The 19868-nt window shown below is 39.8% G+C and carries 12 protein-coding genes and 1 pseudogene; 11 read left to right on the top strand and 2 right to left on the bottom strand.

The genetic code is table 11. The features are described 5' to 3' along the window. Nucleotides 1–2 precede the first annotated feature (2 nt). Nucleotides 3–920, bottom strand: a complete 918-nt coding sequence (locus tag NQT69_RS10470) for a hypothetical protein (protein WP_256827621.1) — start codon at nt 918–920, stop codon at nt 3–5. A gap of 69 nt (nt 921–989) precedes the next feature. Further along, on the bottom strand, nt 990–2912 hold the full coding sequence (locus tag NQT69_RS10465; RefSeq protein WP_256827620.1) for a putative bifunctional diguanylate cyclase/phosphodiesterase: 1923 nt from the start codon (nt 2910–2912) through the stop codon (nt 990–992). A gap of 476 nt (nt 2913–3388) precedes the next feature. On the opposite strand from NQT69_RS10465, the gene NQT69_RS10460 reads away from it, so the two are divergent. The 11 genes and pseudogenes from NQT69_RS10460 (at nt 3389) to rluF (ending at nt 19822) form a co-directional block, all read left to right on the top strand. Then, complete coding sequence (locus NQT69_RS10460) at nt 3389–3688, top strand: isoamylase early set domain-containing protein (protein ID WP_256827619.1); 300 nt, start codon at nt 3389–3391, stop codon at nt 3686–3688. Between the two features lie 9 nt (nt 3689–3697). Further along, a complete protein-coding gene (malQ, locus tag NQT69_RS10455; protein WP_256827618.1) occupies nt 3698–5680 on the top strand; it encodes a 4-alpha-glucanotransferase in 1983 nt (660 codons plus the stop codon). Further along, entirely contained in the window at nt 5680–7902 is a 2223-nt protein-coding gene (glgB, locus tag NQT69_RS10450; protein ID WP_256827617.1) for a 1,4-alpha-glucan branching protein GlgB, read from the top strand. The genes malQ and glgB overlap by 1 nt, the downstream gene beginning before the upstream one ends. After that, nucleotides 7886–9939, top strand: a pseudogene (glgX, locus tag NQT69_RS10445) (glycogen debranching protein GlgX). The gene glgB and the pseudogene glgX overlap by 17 nt, the downstream one beginning before the upstream one ends. Beyond that, entirely contained in the window at nt 9932–12442 is a 2511-nt protein-coding gene (locus tag NQT69_RS10440; RefSeq protein ID WP_256827615.1) for a glycogen/starch/alpha-glucan phosphorylase, read from the top strand. The pseudogene glgX and the gene NQT69_RS10440 overlap by 8 nt, the downstream one beginning before the upstream one ends. A gap of 14 nt (nt 12443–12456) precedes the next feature. Next, complete coding sequence (glgC, locus tag NQT69_RS10435) at nt 12457–13758, top strand: glucose-1-phosphate adenylyltransferase (RefSeq protein WP_256827614.1); 1302 nt, start codon at nt 12457–12459, stop codon at nt 13756–13758. A 21-nt stretch (nt 13759–13779) separates the two neighbouring features. Next, nucleotides 13780–15324 carry a glycogen synthase gene (locus NQT69_RS10430; protein ID WP_256827613.1) on the top strand — a complete coding sequence of 515 codons (1545 nt, stop codon included), beginning with the start codon at nt 13780–13782 and terminating at the stop codon, nt 15322–15324. Nucleotides 15325–15452: 128 nt separating this feature from the next. Continuing rightward, nucleotides 15453–16664 carry an EAL and HDOD domain-containing protein gene (locus NQT69_RS10425; protein WP_256827612.1) on the top strand — a complete coding sequence of 404 codons (1212 nt, stop codon included), beginning with the start codon at nt 15453–15455 and terminating at the stop codon, nt 16662–16664. Nucleotides 16665–16674: 10 nt separating this feature from the next. Continuing rightward, entirely contained in the window at nt 16675–17754 is a 1080-nt protein-coding gene (locus NQT69_RS10420) for a DUF418 domain-containing protein (protein ID WP_256827611.1), read from the top strand. A 45-nt stretch (nt 17755–17799) separates the two neighbouring features. Further along, a complete protein-coding gene (locus tag NQT69_RS10415) occupies nt 17800–18873 on the top strand; it encodes an ABC transporter substrate-binding protein (RefSeq protein ID WP_256827610.1) in 1074 nt (357 codons plus the stop codon). A 61-nt stretch (nt 18874–18934) separates the two neighbouring features. Continuing rightward, the gene (gene rluF, locus NQT69_RS10410; protein ID WP_256827609.1) at nt 18935–19822 is read left to right on the top strand and encodes a 23S rRNA pseudouridine(2604) synthase RluF; all 888 of its coding nucleotides are present in this window, start codon (nt 18935–18937) and stop codon (nt 19820–19822) included. Nucleotides 19823–19868 lie beyond the last annotated feature (46 nt).

Genomic DNA, 19868 nt, shown 5'->3' with positions numbered 1-19868 from the left:
CGTTACTTATTTGGTAGTTGACGGATGATTTTTTTCTCGACTTCATCCAACTTTATTACATAAGCGTTGCCACCAATTCCTTTAAATTCCTCATCTGTGAAGATAAGGGTATTTTCATCATAAAAGGTAATGGCTTCTTTTTGAGTAACAATGCCTAAATCTATTCTGGATACATCACCAGAGAAAAATTTATCTCCAGTAAAGTTTTCAAATAGCCATATGCTGGTGGAATCAAGGAGTACGAGTTTTTTCCTGTCTGGGCTAAGTGCGGCAGAGGTTATCCAGCAAAGTTTCTCCATCGTCGTGCAAGTTTGAAATGAGTCAATCAACTGGGCATCAAAATTTGCAGCATGATCGCCTACTTTATATACATTGGTTATACCATCAAAGGGTTTAGTGCGATTCTTAGTGAATAAATATAAATGGCGGCCAAACGAGACAAACGCTTCTAAGTCGAAATTTCGTTTGTCCGGTGCTACAGGCTGACTATTGAGCTCAGGGTAAGTAAATTTAATAATTTCCGCTTGTGTGGTATTTCCTTTAATGTCGATAGGATTTTCAATTTTATAAATTGTTAACCATTTGCGCTCTTGCTTATTGTTGCCAAAATCACCTAAAAAGAAATGGCCAAAATCATTTTGAGTCATATCTTCCCAATCGATATTTTTAGCGTTTGTCACCAACACTTCTTTGGCAATAGAGCCATCGTCGGCTAACCGATAAAGTTTGGCGTCATCGCCGCCATCGTTTATAGCCCATAACCTCATGGATTTGTCGAACTCAATTCCAGAAATTTCTTTTAGCCGAGGATCAACAGACACTCTCTTTTTGCTGTATAGGGTATGGATTGAAGTACCGATAATAACACTGGCGCTAATAACAAAAATCAGCAGCGTGGCATAAAAGCTTTTTTTAAGCATAAACGTTTGAGGTGGGTATTAAAGTTTTGATTATTATGCTGTATTTTATGACTAATTACTATATTAAAACTATTTTGCTTCGCTCTCTAATTGCCACACACCGGTGCCAGTCGCTGCGATATGGTTAACATTACCTTGCAGTACTTTACAGCCAACATTAACAGAAGATTGAGGCCGACTGACAAGGTAACCTTGTACACTACTTATGCCGAGTCTTTTCACTAATTCGAATTGTTCCAACTGCTCGACGCCTTCAGCTACAATTTTCAGACCGAGTTTTGTGCCCAGTTCACTAATTGAGTTAAGTATTTCATTATATTTAGGATTCTCGTTCGCTTGAGCAGTAAAGAGTCTATCTATTTTTATAACATCTATAGGTAAGTCAGCCAGCGTACTCAGTGAGCTAAAGCCTGTGCCAAAGTCGTCAATAGCAATGGTGACCCCTTTGTTACGTAACTTTTCTAACTCTTCGATAATGCTGTCACTGGCTGTGATAAGCGTTGACTCTGTAATCTCTAACATTAAGGCCGTAGCGGGTAGACCTGTTTTAGCGAGTTTTGTCATTACCCAGTCAAAAATTGGCCGATGTTTTAATTGAATACCAGAGACGTTGACCGATATTTTTACTTTGCGCATTCCTGCATTATGCCAAGCTGACATTTGGCGGCATGACTCAAGCATGATCCAATCACCAAGCTCTAAAATTAAGTTTGACTCTTCAGCGATAGGAATAAACTCAACAGGAGATATAAGGCCTTCCACCGGGTGGTCCCAGCGGGCCAATGCTTCAAAATAGTCAATCGCACAGTCTTCAACATTGACGATTGGTTGAAACGAAAGGTGAAAATTTTGACAAGCAATAGCTAAACGCAGCTCCTCAAGTAAGTAATGATAGCGGCGCATTTTGTTACCCATTTCAGGGGAGTAGACTTTGAAGATACCGCGACCATCGGTTTTGGCTCGGTACATTGCAACATCCGCCATTTGTAACAAAGCGTGGGGAGTTGAGGCGCTTTCTGGGTAAACAGCAATGCCGACGCTTGCACTTATTTTTATGAGCTTATTACCTAAGACAAAATCACGCTCAATTTCATTTAATACATTTTGCGCTACTTCAAGTGTTTTAGAATCTGAGTCAATATTATTGATAAATATTGAAAATTCATCACCACCCAAACGCGCTAGGTTTTGTTCTAACATGCTCGTTGGGTTTACATCATTGAGTTTATGGTTACGTAATACACTCGCCAAACGTTCTGCAACTTGAATTAAGACTTCATCACCAAAACTGTGGCCAAACGAATCATTTACTTGTTTAAATCCATCTAAATCAATGAACAACAATGCGCAGTGAATTTTCTCAAGTTCAGCACTATTTAGTTGCTTTTCTAAATGTTCAATATAAGCATGGCGATCAATAAGCAGTGTGAGTTTGTCTTGGCTAATGCTGGTTTGCGTTTCACGAGCATAGGTTGAGATATGGGAGTTCAGAGCTGATAGCGCTTGATTTAACCGAGCAACAGAATTTGATACTTCAACAGAGGGTAATTGAATATTAAACGAAGCTAATAATTTATCTGTTTGTAGGTTTAATTGCTCAATGGTGGTTTTTTGTTGCTTAATGCGTTTTAAGTTGCCCAAATACCAGGTTAACCACAAACCCATTAAAATGACAATGATCAAATTTGCCGGGGAAAGTAAGGTCGCAAGCAATAAAGACGACGACTTAGCGGTCACAAAATCAGTATCCGTAACTCTAACTAAAAGATAGTCGTTGCCAGCGCTGGTGATCACTCGGTGACCACTCAAAATAGGATTATACCAAGGAGGAGTGATTAGTTGTGTATTTGCAATAGGGAATGTACGGATCGCAATGCTAGATTGTTGTGGTGAAACATCGTTGATTTGCTTTGTTAATAATATATTTAGCCCATAGCAAAACACAATAAGAACTATGATAGCAATACTGACCGTACGAAAAATTTTTATCATTCCATTTAACCATAATGACCCCAATTTTTATTATTAAAACTTGTTTCTGGGGGTGGTACTTTTATTTCAGTATATAGTGTGTGAGTTAAAGTGACAAATGTTAAGTGTTGCCTTTGTTAAAAAATCAAGTGAGCGTTTTTAGAGTAGTTAATCTACTGTCTTAGTTGAGTTTTTATATTACGTCGCATTAGTTTATTTCACTTTACCAGAGGCAAAGTTTTATCTATTTTGTGCATTGAGATTTGTTTAATAACTAAACACTGGTTTAAAACTTGCAGATCTTAGCTTGCTTTGTGTGAGCGAATGGGATTGTTCTTTTTTTGCACAGAGTTAGTGCGAATTTTTTTTTATTGCACTGTCATAATGCATAAATATTTATCTGATTAACTAATATCAGTATACCCCGGCAGATGTTGAGTAGTTGAACAAAGCACGGTGCACAGATTAATAAACGTTGAGTTTAGTTGGAGCCCGCTATGTTAAGTAAACGATTTTTTAAAACTAAAGATGAAGCAGAAGTCACATTTGAATTCAGCCACCCTGAGGCAGAAAAAGTACAGCTAGTTGCCGAATTTACGGACTGGCAACCAGTTGCTATGAAGTTTAATAAAAAAGAGCGATGTTTTAAAATTAAGCAACGTTTGCCAAACGATAAACAATTCCACTTTAGATATTTAGTTAATGACAGTATTTGGGACAATGATCACCAAGCTGATGACTACGTACCTAATAGTTTTGGTTCAGAGAATAGCATAGTTAATACACAACGTGTTTAAGGTGATGTAATGGAGTCACTTTCGCAGTTGTTTTATCTGCATGGTATTGGCTATGATTATACAAAATACACCGGCGAACACATTTATTTTGAGCATGCTACACGCTCTGCTGCACTGCAAGCATGTGGGGTTGAACCAACTAATAGTACCCAAGTTGCGCAATTAAATGTATCACTTGATGCTGCTAAATGGCTGCAACTTGTGCCCAGTTGTAGCCTCGTTAACGAGCAAGTACCATCATTAAAAATTAAAATTGACCATCGTTTACTGAACCAGACGTGCTCAATTGAATTTAAATCTATCGATGTCCATCCTATTGATGTACCGCTGCATCAATTGCCGTGTACAGGTGACTATGTTTTTAATGGCATTACTTACTTGGAGCTTGAAGTTAAGTTACCCCAGCTGCCGATAGGTTATCATGATGTAATCGTACAATCTGGTGCGCAGCAAGCACAGACTCAATTATGGGTTACCCCAAGTCAAAGCTACCAAGTTTCAGATAAAAAATGTACAGGGCTATCGATTCAATTGTATAGCTTAAAAAATAGTGCTGGCTTTGGTATAGGTGATTTTGCTGACTTACTTGATTTGATTAATCATGCAGCACATTGTCATCTCGATTATATATTACTGAACCCTTTGCATTTATTGTTTTCTGACGAGCCAGAGCGGGCCAGTCCTTATAGCCCTAATAATCGAGCGTTATTAAATCCATTGTATATAGCGGTTGGTTTGTCTGAAGATAGCCACAATAACGCGAGTTTAGCTCAGTATATTAGTGAGCATACATTCACAGAAACAACTTCAGATTATATTAATTATAGCCAGGTAACTGATTTCAAATACGCGTTATTTAATCTGCTATATCAGCAGTTTAAGCGCGGTGCAACGAAAGAGCGATTACAGCAATTTGAACTATTTCGCTTACAACACCAAACAACCTTGGCTACTTTAAGCTCTGAAGACTTTGATTTTTCTTGCTATCTACAATGGCAGGCTCATTTACAATTAAAGCAATGCCAGCAACTTGCTAGGCAGCTTGGTATGTCAATTGGGTTAATTAATGATTTAGCTGTTGGCTGTGCTAGTGATGGCAGTGAATATCTCTCACAGCAGCATTTATTCACAGACTCTGCATATGTTGGTGCACCGCCTGATCCATGGGCAGAGCAAGGACAAAACTGGGGCTTACCTGCCTTAAACCCTATAAAGATGGGGGAAAATAACTTTGCTTTTTATCGCGCTCTGATCCGAGCAAATATGGAAGATGTAGGTGGCTTGCGAATTGACCATGTTATGGCTATCAGACGGCTATGGTGGTGTTTCGAAAATCAAGGTCAGCAAGATGGTTGTTACGTTTATTATCCGTTTGAGCATTTGCTTGCTATTTTGACTATAGAATCACATTTAAACCAATGCATCGTCATTGGTGAGGATTTAGGCGTAGTGCCACCGGAGGTAAAAACAGCTATGGCAGATAAAGCCATTTTCTCAAATAGCTTGTTTTATTTCGAAAAGGATCAACATGATGAATTTTTACCCGCTGGTACATTTGCTGCACATTGCTTATTAATGATCGCAAATCACGACGTACCGCCCTTTTTTGGCTGGTGGCAAGGGCATGATCTTAGTATAAAACGTGACTACAACTTGATCGATGAAGCGCAATACAATGCCAACTGTAAGCTAAGAGATATTGAAAAACAACGGTTGCTAAGGCTGTTAGAGCACAGTAATCATTCGGGCTTTACTTTGGACAGCGGAGCTAAAGAAATTTACGCTGCACTGACATTAAGTTTAGCCCATTCACCAGCACGTTTATTTGCAATTCAATTAGATGATCTTGATGAACAACTATTGCCTGTGAATATTCCTGGAACAGATAAGGAATACCCTAATTGGCGTCGCGTACTTAACAACTCGGGTGCAGAAATTCTCACACAGCATACCGAATTGCTGAATGAAATTAATCGTATAAGGACGTGTTAATGAACAGTTCTGTTCAAAAGAAATGTGTTACTAATCAATATGAGCAACAAGTAAATGCACTTAAGCGTGGTTGTTTTAAAGACCCATTTAGTTTTTTAGGTCCCCATACTGCTGGACAGGGGACGCTTGTAATCCGTTGTTATTTTCCGGGCGTAACAAAAGTCACAGTAAAGCTTAATGATCAGCTTATACCTTGCAAGCGTTACCTTGACTCCGACCTTTTTACAGTAAACATAGCGGCAGCTATCGATGATGATTACACGTACATATTAGACTATGCCGATTGCCAAATAGAGCAGCATGATATTTATCGCTTTCAAAGTGCCCTTGATCACGAAGCTATGTACTTATTTAACGAAGGTACATTGGAACACGCATATCGTCATTTAGGTGCACATTTTATTCGTTTAGCGAATGTCGATGGAGTTCGTTTTAGTGTTTGGGCACCCAATGCCAGTAGCGTCTCTGTGATCGGTGAGTTTAATCATTGGCAAAAAAGTCAGCATTTTATGCGTTTTAACCCGAGTTGCGGTGTGTGGGATTTATTTATTCCAGAACTAAAAACAGGACAATGCTACAAATATGCAATAACCACGACGAGCGGGACCGTGGTTGAAAAAGCGGACCCATTTGCATTTAAAATGCAACAAGCGCCAGGTACTGCTTCTGTACTACAACAACATGGTCGTGCTATAGAATTAACCGATAAAATGCGCAAGCAACGGGCCAAGCGTAACGCTGTTGATGCGCCTATAAGCATTTACGAAGTTCATTTAGGCTCATGGCAGCGTAAGACAAACAACGAGTACCTGAATTATCAAGAGTTAGCTGATAAATTGATTGGTTATGTGTCGCAGCAAGGGTTTACCCATATTCAGCTTATGCCAATAAGCGAATACCCATTTGATGGCTCATGGGGCTATCAACCCGTTGGGTTATTCGCGCCGACTAGCCGCTTTGGTGGTGTTGATGAGTTCAAATATTTTGTTGAGCAATGCCATATCGCCAACATTGGCTTATTAATTGATTGGGTACCAGGGCACTTTCCAAGTGATCCGCATGGCTTACACTGTTTTGATGGCACCCATTTATTTGAACATGCGGATGCTAGACAAGGTTTCCACCCTGATTGGAACACCTACATTTATAATTATGATAGACCCGAAGTTCGCAGCTTTTTAATTGCTAACGCAATGTTTTGGTTAGAGGAGTTTGCAATCGATGGGCTGCGTGTTGATGCGGTTGCGTCTATGTTGTATCTCGATTATAGCCGTGAAGAGGGGCAGTGGGTGCCCAATTGCTTTGGCGGACGAGAAAACCTCGGTGCCATTGAGTGTTTAAAGCAAGTTAATTTACGTAGCTATGCTAATAACCCTGATATTTTAATGGTTGCTGAAGAATCGACAGCATGGCCAGGAGTCACTCGCCAAGTTGACCATGACGGCTTAGGGTTTGGCTATAAATGGAATATGGGTTGGATGAATGACAGCCTACATTATATGCAGCGGGATCCGCTTTATCGACAACATCACCATCATGAAATGACCTTTTCAATGGTTTATGCCTACAGTGAAAACTATATTTTACCGTTAAGTCACGATGAAGTTGTACACGGTAAACGTTCTTTAATTGAGAAAATGCCAGGAGACGATTGGCAAAAATTCGCTAATTTACGGGCGTATTACGCCTTTATGTGGGCACACCCAGGTAAAAAGTTACTTTTTATGGGCGGTGAATTTGCGCAACGTGATGAGTGGAACCATGACAAATCACTTGATTGGCATTTGCTTGCGCATATCAGCCACGACGGCATGCAAAAGACAGTACAAGCGTTGAACAAAGTCTACACAACCACGCCAGCGCTGTATGAGCTAGATAATGATCCGTCAGGCTTTGCCTGGATTGACAGCCAAAATGCGCAGCAAAGTATTTTTAGTTTTATCCGCTATGCAAAAAAAATCAGCGAGTATGTGGTCGTTGTATGTAACTTAACGCCGAACGTGTACCAAAATTATCAAATAGGCGTGCCTTCAGACGGAAAGTTTGAAGTTATTCTCAATACCGATGAACAGCGTTACTTTGGTTCTGGTGTTGAGGCAAGTAGTACGTTAATTTCTGCACAAAAAACACCAAGCCATGGTCAAAAATACAGTGTTTCTTTGGCGCTACCACCGCTTGCAACGGTTTACCTGAAAAAGGTCTCAAATGAGTCTATCAATTGAACTAAAACAAGGAGCAACTGCTCCCTTAGGTGCAGCTATAGAAGGTGATGGCATTAACTTTGCTGTTTATGCCCCTTTAGCTAAACAATTATATGTCTGTTTATTTGATTCAAGCGGCCATACAGAAGTTCTTAAATTGGCGATGAACAATAATGAAGGCGGAATTTGGAGCTTATTTATCACTCCATTACCAGCAGGTACTTTATATGGTTATCGTGCAGAAGGAGAGTACCGTCCTGAAAAAGGGCTGTACTTCAATAGCCAAAAATTATTGATAGACCCTTATGCAAAAGATTTATTTGGTGAATTTACATGGAGTGAGCGCCATTATAGCCAAATGCCAATTGGGACACTCAGCGCAGTAAACAATGCCATTGATATGCCAAAATCAAGGGTCAGCGAGTTGCAACCCTATAAGGGAGAAAAACCTCAGCACAGCTGGGGTAAAACAGTGATCTACGAATGTCATGTTAAAGGGGCAACCGCGCGACATCCGTCCATTCCTGCTCATTTACGAGGAAAGTATTTAGGCTTATGTCACGCTACATTTATAGAGCACCTTCGTGATTTAGGCATCACAACCTTAGAGCTTTTACCTGTTCACAGCTTTATTAGTGAACAGTTTTTAACGGGGAAAGGCTTACAGAACTACTGGGGATATAATACCTTAAACTTTTTTACCCCCCATAAAGCCTATTTAGTCGATGATGAAATCGCAGAATTTCAACAGATGGTTACGCAATTACATAATGCAGAAATTGAAGTTATTTTAGATGTTGTATACAACCATACTGCAGAGGCTGGGACAGATGGGCCTTTATTATCTTGGCGGGGCCTAAATAATCCAGGGTATTATCGTTCGTTGCATGATAATCCACAGGTCTATATCAATGATACCGGTTGTGGTAATACCCTTAACATAGATGATCCATACAGTTTGAAAATGGTGCTTGATAGCTTGCGCTATTGGGTTGAAGTCATGGGCGTTGATGGCTTTAGATTTGATTTAGCCACCATTTTAGGTAGAACAGCGCAAGGCTTTACCTCAGCACACAGCTTTATACAAGCTATCAACCAAGACCCTGTGTTAAGCCAAGTTAAATTAATTGCTGAGCCTTGGGATATAGGTCCTGGCGGGTATCAACTCGGCGCTTTTCCTGCACCTTGGCGAGAATGGAACGACAAATATAGAGATGTTGTAAGGCGCTTTTGGTGCGGCGAGCAAAACATGCTTCCCGATTTAGCTAAGCGTTTACATGGATCATTTGATTTATTTGAGCACAATTTACGCGGTCCTCTAAATAGTATTAATTTTATAACCAGTCATGATGGTTTCACATTGGCGGACTCTGTTAGCTATAAAGAAAAACATAATGAGGCGAATGGTGAACATAATCGCGACGGACACAGTGCTAATTATTCCTTTAATTGTGGGGTAGAAGGATTTAGCGATGATACCAAAATAACTGCACTGCGTTTACAACAACAAAAGAATATGTTGCTTACATTGCTGCTCTCCAAAGGGGTGCCAATGATAGCCTCTGGCAGTGAAATGGCGCACTCCCAAGGTGGTAACAATAACGCGTACTGTCAAAATAACAGAACAAGTTGGTTAGCATGGAAAGACTCTCAGCAGCATCACCCATTAACTCGATTTATTGATGATGTATTAAGTTTGCGTAAACAGCATTGCGTATTCAAACACAGCGTTTTTTTACACGATACGGATAAACGTTTCGCTGTAAATTGGTTTACTGAGCATGGCGAGGCAATGCAAGAAAGCGACTGGCATGATGGCAGCAAACAGTTTTTGATGTACAGCTTACATGATACGCAGCTTGAAACCGCTTTATTGATTATTTTAAATGCCAGTGATGTTGAGGTTGAATGCTTATTGCCTACATTAGAGCAAGGAAGCTGGCATCTAGCAGTGTCGAGTGTTGAACAAAGTACAGTTAAAAGCTTTAAACAATTTCACGTTGCTGCACAAAGCAGCTGGGTATTTCAGCAAATTTAGAAGGCGAATGTCATGGCTAATAATGGTGAACAAGTGTGTGTTGCAAAAGGGTGGCAAGATGCCCCTTTAATTGATGAAAGTACATTAGAAGACGATTTATCACGGCATTTTTATTATACCCTCGGACGTGACAAAGTGGGTAAATCACAGCTGTATTTATTTAATGCGCTAGCACTAACAATTCGTGATCGTTTAGTTGCACGTTGCCGCGCAACGAAACAACAAATGCACAGCGAAAAACGACGTAAAACAGCGTATATTTCATTAGAGTTTTTAATGGGTAGAGCGATGGGCAATGCAATTCTAAACTTAGATTTAGATGAGCAAGTGAGCCAAGCTTTACAGCAATATTGCACGAATATTGAAGATGTTGCCCAAGCCGAGCATGATGCTGGATTAGGCAATGGCGGGTTAGGTCGTTTAGCGGCATGTTTTTTAGATAGTTGTGCAAGTTTAGCCCTGCCTGTAATAGGTTATGGTATTCGTTATGAATACGGTATGTTTAATCAAGCTATAGAAAACGGACACCAAGTAGAGCAACCAGATAACTGGCTACGTGAAGGGCACCCGTGGGAATTGAGTGCGCCTGAGCAATCTCAACGGGTGAAGTTTTTTGGTCATGTTGAAAGTTACACCGATAAAAATGGCAGGGAGCATAGACAATGGCTTGCAAGCCATGATGTGTTAGCTGTGCCTTATGATGTGCCGGTTCCGGGCTTTAAAAATGACATTGTTAATACCTTGCGACTTTGGAAGTCAGAAGCCACCGATGAGTTTGATTTAAGCGAATTTAACGCAGGCAGTTATACAGAAGCGGTGGCACATAAAAACTTAGCTGAGCAAATTACTATGGTTCTTTATCCGAACGACAGCAGCGAAAACGGTAAAGAGTTGCGATTACGTCAGCAGTATTTTTTATCCTCAGCGAGCTTACAAGATACAATCGCAACCTGGGTGTCGCAACATGGCGATGACTTTAGCGACTTTGCTGATTATCACGTTTTTCAGTTAAACGATACCCACCCAAGTATTGCTGTTGCAGAGTTAATGCGATTATTGATTGACGAGCACGAACTTGATTGGGATCAAGCATGGCAAATCACTACTAAAACCATGGCCTATACCAACCATACCTTATTGCCCGAAGCACTAGAAAAGTGGTCCGTTGCGCTGTTTGCTCGCTTATTACCGCGGATCCTTGAAATTATATATGAAATTAATGCGCGCTTTTTGGCCCAGGTTGCACAAGCTTGGCCAGGCGATGTGTCGAAGCAACAAGCACTATCATTAATTGAGGAAGGGGCTGAACCTCAAGTAAGAATGGCCTATTTAGCTATTGTGGGCAGTTTTTCGGTTAATGGCGTTGCGGCTTTACACACTGAGTTACTTAAAAGCGGCTTATTCAAGACCTTCTATGAGTTATGGCCTGAAAAATTTAACAATAAAACTAATGGCGTGACACCAAGACGTTGGTTGGCACATTGTAATCCAAAACTGACACAACTGATAAGTGATAAAATTGGTGACAATTGGGTGGGGGATTTTTCACAGATCAGCCAATTACGCCGTTACTTTGATGACGTGGCATTTCATCAACAATGGCAAAGTGTTAAGCAACAAAACAAGCAACGTTTAGTTGATTTAGTAAGACAGCGCTGTAATGTCGATTTTGACACTAACATGCTCTTTGATGTGCAAGTAAAACGAATCCATGAATATAAACGCCAATTACTTAACGTATTGCATGTAATCCATCTGTATGACCGTATTCGCCGCGGCGATACAGAAAACTTAGTTCCACGTTGTGTATTGCTAGGTGGTAAAGCGGCTCCCGGTTATTACATGGCTAAACGCATTATTAAATTGATTAATAATGTAGCCGAAGTCATCAATAAAGACCCGCTTGCGAAGCCATTCTTACGTGTTGCCTTTTTACCTAATTATAATGTCACGGCGATGGAAACAATTTGCCCAGCGACAGATTTATCAGAGCAAATATCGACAGCAGGTAAAGAAGCCTCCGGCACCGGTAATATGAAGTTCATGATGAATGGTGCGCTTACAATCGGTACTCTAGATGGAGCTAATATCGAAATTCGTGATGCTGTTGGTGCTGATAACTTCTTCTTATTTGGAGCAAAGGCTGAGCAAATTGATTCAATTAAGCAAAGCTATAACCCATTACATATCATTCACTCTACACCTGACTTATTTAATGTTATGCAGCTGCTTGAAAGTGGGCATTTTAATTTATTTGAACCAGGTTTATTTGACGACATAATTGGTGCCATTAAAAGTCCTCATGATCCTTGGTTAGTCGCACACGATTTTGAAAGTTTTGTCAGTGCGCAGCGAGATGTTGAGAGCGCTTATCAAAATCAGCAACATTGGACACAAATGAGTATTTTAAATACGGCAGCCAGTGGCGTTTTCTCTAGTGACAGAACAATAAGCCAATACAGCGAAGATATTTGGCATTTAACACCGCTTAAATCGAATACGACAACCCACAGCACAGATTAATACGGAGATAAGTTATGCCAAGTTATGCAAATCGCTACATAAGTAGTTTAACGAGAGAGACCTATGCGTTGATTCTGGCGGGAGGGCGTGGCTCTCGACTGCACGAGCTAACAAACTGGCGCGCAAAGCCTGCGGTTTACTTTGGTGGTAAGCATCGAATTATCGACTTTCCACTGTCAAACTGTATTAATTCAGGTATTCGTAGAGTCGGGATTGCGACACAATATAAATCACACTCCTTAATACGTCACGTGAATCGGGCTTGGGGCCACTTTAAAAAGGAGCTTGGCGAATCAGTTGAAATATTACCCGCATCACAACGCTATGGTGATGAATGGTATTGCGGAACGGCCGATGCAGTATTTCAAAATATGGACATCATTCGTCATGAGTTACCTAAATATGTGATGATTTTATCAGGTGATCATGTTTATAGAATGGATTACGGTGCACTACTTGCTAAGCATGTAGAAACCGGTGCAGACATGACCGTGTGCTGTATTGAGGTTGAGTGTGATGAAGCGGCTGATACATTTGGTGTTATGACTGTTGACGAAGAAAAGCGGGTAAAGCGCTTTGATGAAAAGCCTGCAAAGCCAAGTTCAATACCTGGTAAGCCGGGAACGTGTTTAGCTTCGATGGGTAACTATGTATTCAATACCGACTTTTTATTTGAGCAACTAAAAAAAGATGCTGAGAATGAGGGGTCTGGTCGTGATTTTGGCCACGATATTATCCCTGCGATTATTGAAGAGCATAATGTCTTTGCATTCCCATTTAGAGATCCAGGTCATGTTGGACAACCCTATTGGCGAGATGTAGGGACACTGGATTCATTTTGGGAAGCAAATATGGAGCTGGTGATGCCAGAGCCACAGCTTGATTTATATGATCCAACTTGGCCAATCTGGACTTATCAAGAGCAGTTACCGCCAGCTAAATTCATTTTTGATAATGACGACAGAAGAGGGATGGCTGTCGACTCAACGGTATCGGGTGGGTGTATTATTTCAGGCTCTGTGGTGCGTAAATCATTACTGTTCTCAAATGTACATATTCGTTCGTATTGTGAAATAGAAGAGTCAGTTATTTTACCTGGGGCTGTCATCCAGCGAAACTGTCGAATTCGTCGAGCGATTATTGATCGTGGCTGTGAAATTCCAGCAGGTGTTGAAATTGGCTTTGATAAAAAAGCGGATGAAGAAAATGGTTTTAGAGTATCAAACAAAGGTATAGTTTTAGTCACACGTGAAATGTTAACTGAACTTGCAAAAAAGATTGAACGCCAAGAGCGTGAAAATAAACAATTAGCTTAAGTAGTAGGAAGTAAAATAATAATGCATGTATTGATGGTAGCGGCCGAAAATGACGCATTGCCAAATGCCAAGGTGGGCGGTGTTGCAGATGTAATTCGTGATTGCCCAAGAGCGTTGTCCAAAGCTGGGCTGAGTGTTGATGTTGTCATTCCTGATTATGGTTTTGCAGCATTAGAACGTGTTCACCTAGGGCAATTGAGTGTGCCTTTTGCAGGCCAAATACATCATGTGGATGCATGGCAACTTAACGTTGCTGATAAATCGGTGAGACAGATAGTGCTGTCTCACCATTACTTTAACCAACATAACGGTCAGGTTTATTGTAATGATGCACCAGGACGCCCTTTCGCAACAGATGCCATTAAATTTGCATTATTCAGTGCTGCGGTCTGTGAAGGGTTATTACAGGGGATTATCCCTGCTCCTGACGTGATTCATCTGCATGACTGGCACAGCGCTTGTGTGGCAGTGCTGCTTAAGTTTGATAGTCGTTTTGCTCATTATTTCAATACTAAACTTGTGTATACGGTGCATAATTTGGCATTGCAGGGAATACGGCCTTTTAAAGGCGATGATTCAAGCTTAGAAGCGTGGTTTCCTTCGCTTGGCTATGATGGGCAAGTGTTGTGTGACCCACGTTACCCTCATTGTTTTAATCCAATGCGCAGTGCAATTAATTTAGCTGATAAAGTCCATTTAGTATCGCCCACATATGCAAATGAAGTGCTTTGCCCAAGTGATCCAATGAATGGCTTTTTTGGTGGTGAGGGGTTAGAGCAAGATTTACAAAATGCTCAAGCAGCTAATAAGCTGGTGGGTATATTAAATGGCTGTGAGTATGACTCAAAGACCTCAAACTCTGCGCCAACCTTGGCTAGTTTATATCAAGAGATAAACACTGAACTATTTAAGTGGATGGCTAAAACGCAACAAGTAGAGTCAGGGTTTTATATCGCACATCAACGAATACTCCAGTTTATGCAGCATGAGAGTACAGGCCCTCTGATCACCAGTGTAGGCCGGTTAACTGAGCAAAAAGTATTATTGTTACATCAAGCGTATCAGGGTGTGTGTGTTATTGATGAGCTATGCTCGCAATTAGCATCTTATCAAGGTCGAATGATTATATTAGGTTCGGGTGATGAGGCACTAGAACAAACGTTTGTTCAAGCAATGGCACGAAATAGTAATTTACTATATTTAAGAGGGTATGGGCAAAAAATAGGTGAATTGTTATATCAGCTAGGTGATTTATTTTTAATGCCAAGTTCGTTTGAGCCATGTGGTATTAGCCAAATGTTAGCGATGCGAGAGGGACAGCCTTGCTTAGTACATCAAGTTGGAGGCTTAAAGGACACTATAAAACATTTAGAAAATGGTTTTAGTTTCTCTGCTGATAGCCTGCAATCTCAATGTGAAAATTTAGTTAATTGTTTTGCAGATACGCTTGAAGTGCAGCAAAATAATCTGCAATTATGGCAGAAAATAGTGTCTAACGCCCTAAACTCACGTTTTACTTGGCATGATGCGGCAAAAAAATATATAGCCGATTTGTACCAGCAATAAATAAAAGGGCTATTCTTTCATAATTAACTAGTTATAATGTGCGGAAAATAATAATCAGTATAATGACTTTTTGCTATTTATAAGTTATTACTTATACATCAAAAGGTCGAAATAAAAGGGCATAGCTAGTGCAAGTATTTGTTGCGCGTCAAGCAATATTCAATCGCCGCCAACATGTTGTTGCGTATGAGCTGCTGTTTCGTAATAGTTCCGATAATTTTTTTCCGAGTATCGATGAAAGTGTTGCGACAGCAAAGTTGATTATGGAGAATCAACTTAACTTTGGTACTCGTCATATCACGTCAGGAAAAAAAGCCTTGATTAACATAGGACCTGATTCTTTAAAAATGGATCTGTGTACTTTTTTACCCCGCAGTGACGTTGTCTTAGAGTTACTCGAAACCATTGAACCTACCGAAGAAAATTACCAGTTGTGCCGTGAACTGTTCCACAAAGGCTATACATTAGCGCTTGATGATTTTATTTATGAACCAAGATGGGATCGCTTTCTTAAATTTGTGAAGTTAATTAAGTTTGATATTCGCATAACCCCCCTTACTACCATCAGTGGTGTAATTAAACATCTAAAAAAACATAAAAAAATTAGGCTTCTAGCCGAAAAAATTGAGACTAATGATGAGTTTACACTCGCCCACAGCATGGGGTTTGATTACTTTCAAGGTTATTTTTTTGCAAAGCCAGTAATGGTAGAACAAAAAGACATAGATATGAATTACGCACTGGCGCTATCTATTTATGCTCAAGCAATGAAAGAACACCCAAATATCAAAACCATAGCTGCGCTTTTTCAGCTTGATACTGCACTTGCGTTTAAGCTATTACGATTGATCAACAGTGGGGTGTTCCCGGTACAAAAAGAAATCGAATCAATAAAACAAGCGTTAGTATATTTAGGTGAAGAGCACATAAGAAAATTTATTAGCTTAATTATTACTGCTCATATGTCTCAATCTAAACCAACCGAACTGATTAAAATGTGCATTATTCGAGCTCGCTTTTGTGAGTTGATTGCGCAAAAAGTTGCGCCAGCTCAGTCTGACAGTGCTTTTTTAACGGGGTTATTTTCATTATTAGACGCAATTTTAGATAGGCCTATGGAGCAATTGTTGGAAAAACTACCGTTTCCTGAACCCATCAAACTTGCTTTGATGGCTGAAAAAAATACGCTGTATTATATCTTATCAATTGTAAAAGCCTATGAGACGGGCAGCTGGTGGGCACTTGAAAAAGCCGTGGTATTTTTAAATATTTCCAGTGATGGCTTGCCAAAGCTATACCAAAATGCGTTAGAATGGTCCAATACTCATAAATACGATTGACGAAAAACTGATGCGAAATAACAACATGGATGTCATTCGTGGTATAGCCGTATTTGGCTTAATGTACATGAATGTGTATTTCTTTTGCTTGTTTGAATATGGGTATGTGCCAGCGCAATTCCCGCCTATTTCTGATCATGTTATACAACTAATTACTCTGGTTTTTATAGATGGGCGGTTTCGTACTCTATTTTGTTTACTGTTTGGCGCCGCCTTATATATACAATGGCAGCGTTATCAAAATTTACAGGTGGTTAAAAAACGCCTTGAAATATTAGCTTATTTTGGTCTGTTTCATGGTTTTATTTTATGGGCTGGTGATATTTTATTTATTTATGCGTGTGCTGGCTGGTTGACGTGTAAATACCTCAATCGAGAAGAGCGGGTTATTGTAAAAACCGCAGTGCAGTTTCTCGTGTTTAGCTCAATAGTTTCATTTTTGTTGTTACTAATTGAACCTAGCTATCTTGTGACGCGCGCTGATAATGAGTTTATCCAAAGCTATCAAGACACTTACGCGAGCTGGGATACATTAATGAGCGCCAATGCTTTAGCATTTATTATCATGATCATTGCCGTACCACTGATTACTATGTGGATGAGTGCCAGTTTAATGCTTGTTGGTATATTTGCTTACAAAAAAGAACTGTTCGTAAAGGGAATACCCGCGCCCTATATTAAACATATTAGTGTTGCTGCGTTATTTTTTACAGCACTTAGGGTAATTTTAGAATATCAATCCTCTTATTTTGCTGTTGCTTTAAAAGAACCTATTAATTTATTTGCAGCGCTGTTTGTTGCTTTATTATTTATACATATTGTCGTTAAGAAGTGGTCTGAGAGACGTTTATTCTATTCAAGCTTTCAATGTATGGGGCGCTTATCGCTGTCTGTTTATATCATGCAAACCCTTATACTCCTTATTTTATTCAAAGTGCTCTACCCAAGTTGGGTTTTATCTTTTGATAGGATTGACTATTTTTTATTAGTCACCTTCATTGCCATTATACAGTTGATCGTTTGTCAGATTTATAGCCAGTTTTTTAACCGCGGACCCCTTGAATTTGTGTGGCGAAAGCTGTCAACTTGAGTTTTCTCGGCTATGCTAAAACTATATGTAGTATTAGGTCATTTTATGAAGTATTTCATTACTATTTTAATGCTTACTCTAAGCGTGCAGGTCAATGCCGTTGAAAAGTTGTCTGTTTTATTTGTTAACCCGTCGATTGCAGGGGAGCCTTTTTGGACAAAAGTACAAAAAATTATGGAAGTTTCAGCGGCGCAGCATAACGTCAAGCTAGATGTAATATACGGTGAGGGTAATCGTTACATACAACTTGCAGAGCTGAAAAAATACTTAAAATATAGAGCAACCCCCGATTATGTCGTATTGTTAAATTACCCCGGTGGCGCTGAGCAATCTATGTCGCTGCTTGAACAATTTGACGTAAAGTTTATTACGCTAGAGCAAACGATTGCAGCCCAAGAAAAAGCTGCGATAGGTCAGCCAAAGCAGATCTATAAAAACTGGCTTGGCGAAATTTATCATGATAATTTCAAAGCGGGTAAGGTGTTAGCTGAGGCATTGATAACAAAAGCAATCGAGCAAAAGCTATCACCACAGATAGTAGCCATCAATGGGCATTATGGCTCTGAATCCGATAGTCGTAGTGCTGGGTTAATAGATTACTTAAAGCAACATAACTTACAGCTTAACCAAACAGTTTACGCTAGCTGGTCAAAGTTAGAGGCAATGAGTAAAACCGAAAAATTACTGCAGCGATATCCTAATACTAATGTGATTTGGACAGCTTCTGACTTGATGGCATTAGGTGCTTTTACCGCAGTGAAAGATAAGGATCAGCCTTTTTTTATTGGCGGCTTTGATTGGTTACGGGATAATTTACTATTAATTAAACGAAAAAAACTGACTGCCAGTGTCGGTGGCCACTACTTAATGGGAGGCTGGGCGTTGGTTACCTTGGTAGATCATCATAGCGGAAACACCTTTTGGCAAAACAACAACAAAATTGAAATAGATCTGGGCGTGATCACGCAAGACAACATAGCACAATACGATTATTTAATTGATATAGCTGATTGGTCATTTTTGGATTTTAAAAGATTGTCATTATTTGAATCTAAACAGGATGTATATAAGTTTGATGTAGCCCAATTGCGTAAAGATAAACAGCAAAACAAAAATTAATCGCGCAAAAATTTTAGCAGTGGTTTAAACTATTGCCCTCTAAAATTAAGATGAATTAGCCATGACAGATTTAAAACGATTAAATAAATTTATTAGTGACACTGGTTTTTGCTCGCGACGTGAAGCTGATAAATATATTGAAGAGGGTCGTGTCACTGTTAATGGTAAGCGTCCTGAAATGGGGGTTAAAGTCGCGACCATCGATGTTGTTTTGATTGATGGGAAAGCACTTAAAAAAGTGCCTAAACGCGCATATATTGCTTACAATAAACCAGTGGGAATTACCTGTACTACTGAGCGAAAAATTCAAAGTAATATTGTCAAAGCCGTTAATTACCCAGATCGTATTTTTCCTATTGGTCGTCTCGACCGTCCCTCTGAGGGCTTGATCTTTTTAACTAACGAAGGGGACATCGTTAATAAAATTCTTCGAGCCGGTAATAACCATGAAAAGGAATACGTGGTCACTGTCGATAAACCGCTGAATCGCCAGTTTGTAAACAAAATGGCTGGAGGCATCCCAATTCTTGATACAGTCACAAAAAAATGCAAAGTTACGCAAACAGGCGCTAAAGAGTTCACTATTATTTTGACCCAAGGCTTGAATCGTCAAATACGTAGAATGTGTGAATACCTTGGCTACGAAGTGGTTACACTCAAACGCACCCGTATCATGAATGTGACGCTAAAGGGATTAAAAGTAGGCCAATGGCGTCATTTAACACAGCAAGAAATGGCATTAATTAATGACTCAATTGCGGATTCTGGCAAAACAGAAGAGCGTTCAATTGATGAAAACAAACATGGCACAGCCGATGTTAAAAAACGTGATTTTCAAAAGCATGTTGAAAAAGCAAAGTCGCAACAACCAGCTAAAGCCAATAAATCTTTTAATAAACCTCGTGCAACTGCAAAACGCAGAACAGGCACACTGAGTTTAAAAAAGTAGCTAGAGCTCATCAGATTAGTTAAGCTTTGATAAAGGCCAAGTAATG

It is taken from the genome of Pseudoalteromonas shioyasakiensis, assembly GCF_024518675.1.
GTDB classification, from domain to species: Bacteria; Pseudomonadota; Gammaproteobacteria; order Enterobacterales; family Alteromonadaceae; genus Pseudoalteromonas; species Pseudoalteromonas shioyasakiensis_B.
The sequence above is the reverse complement of the archived record's forward strand: the minus strand, read 5'-3'. Positions and strand labels throughout refer to the sequence as shown.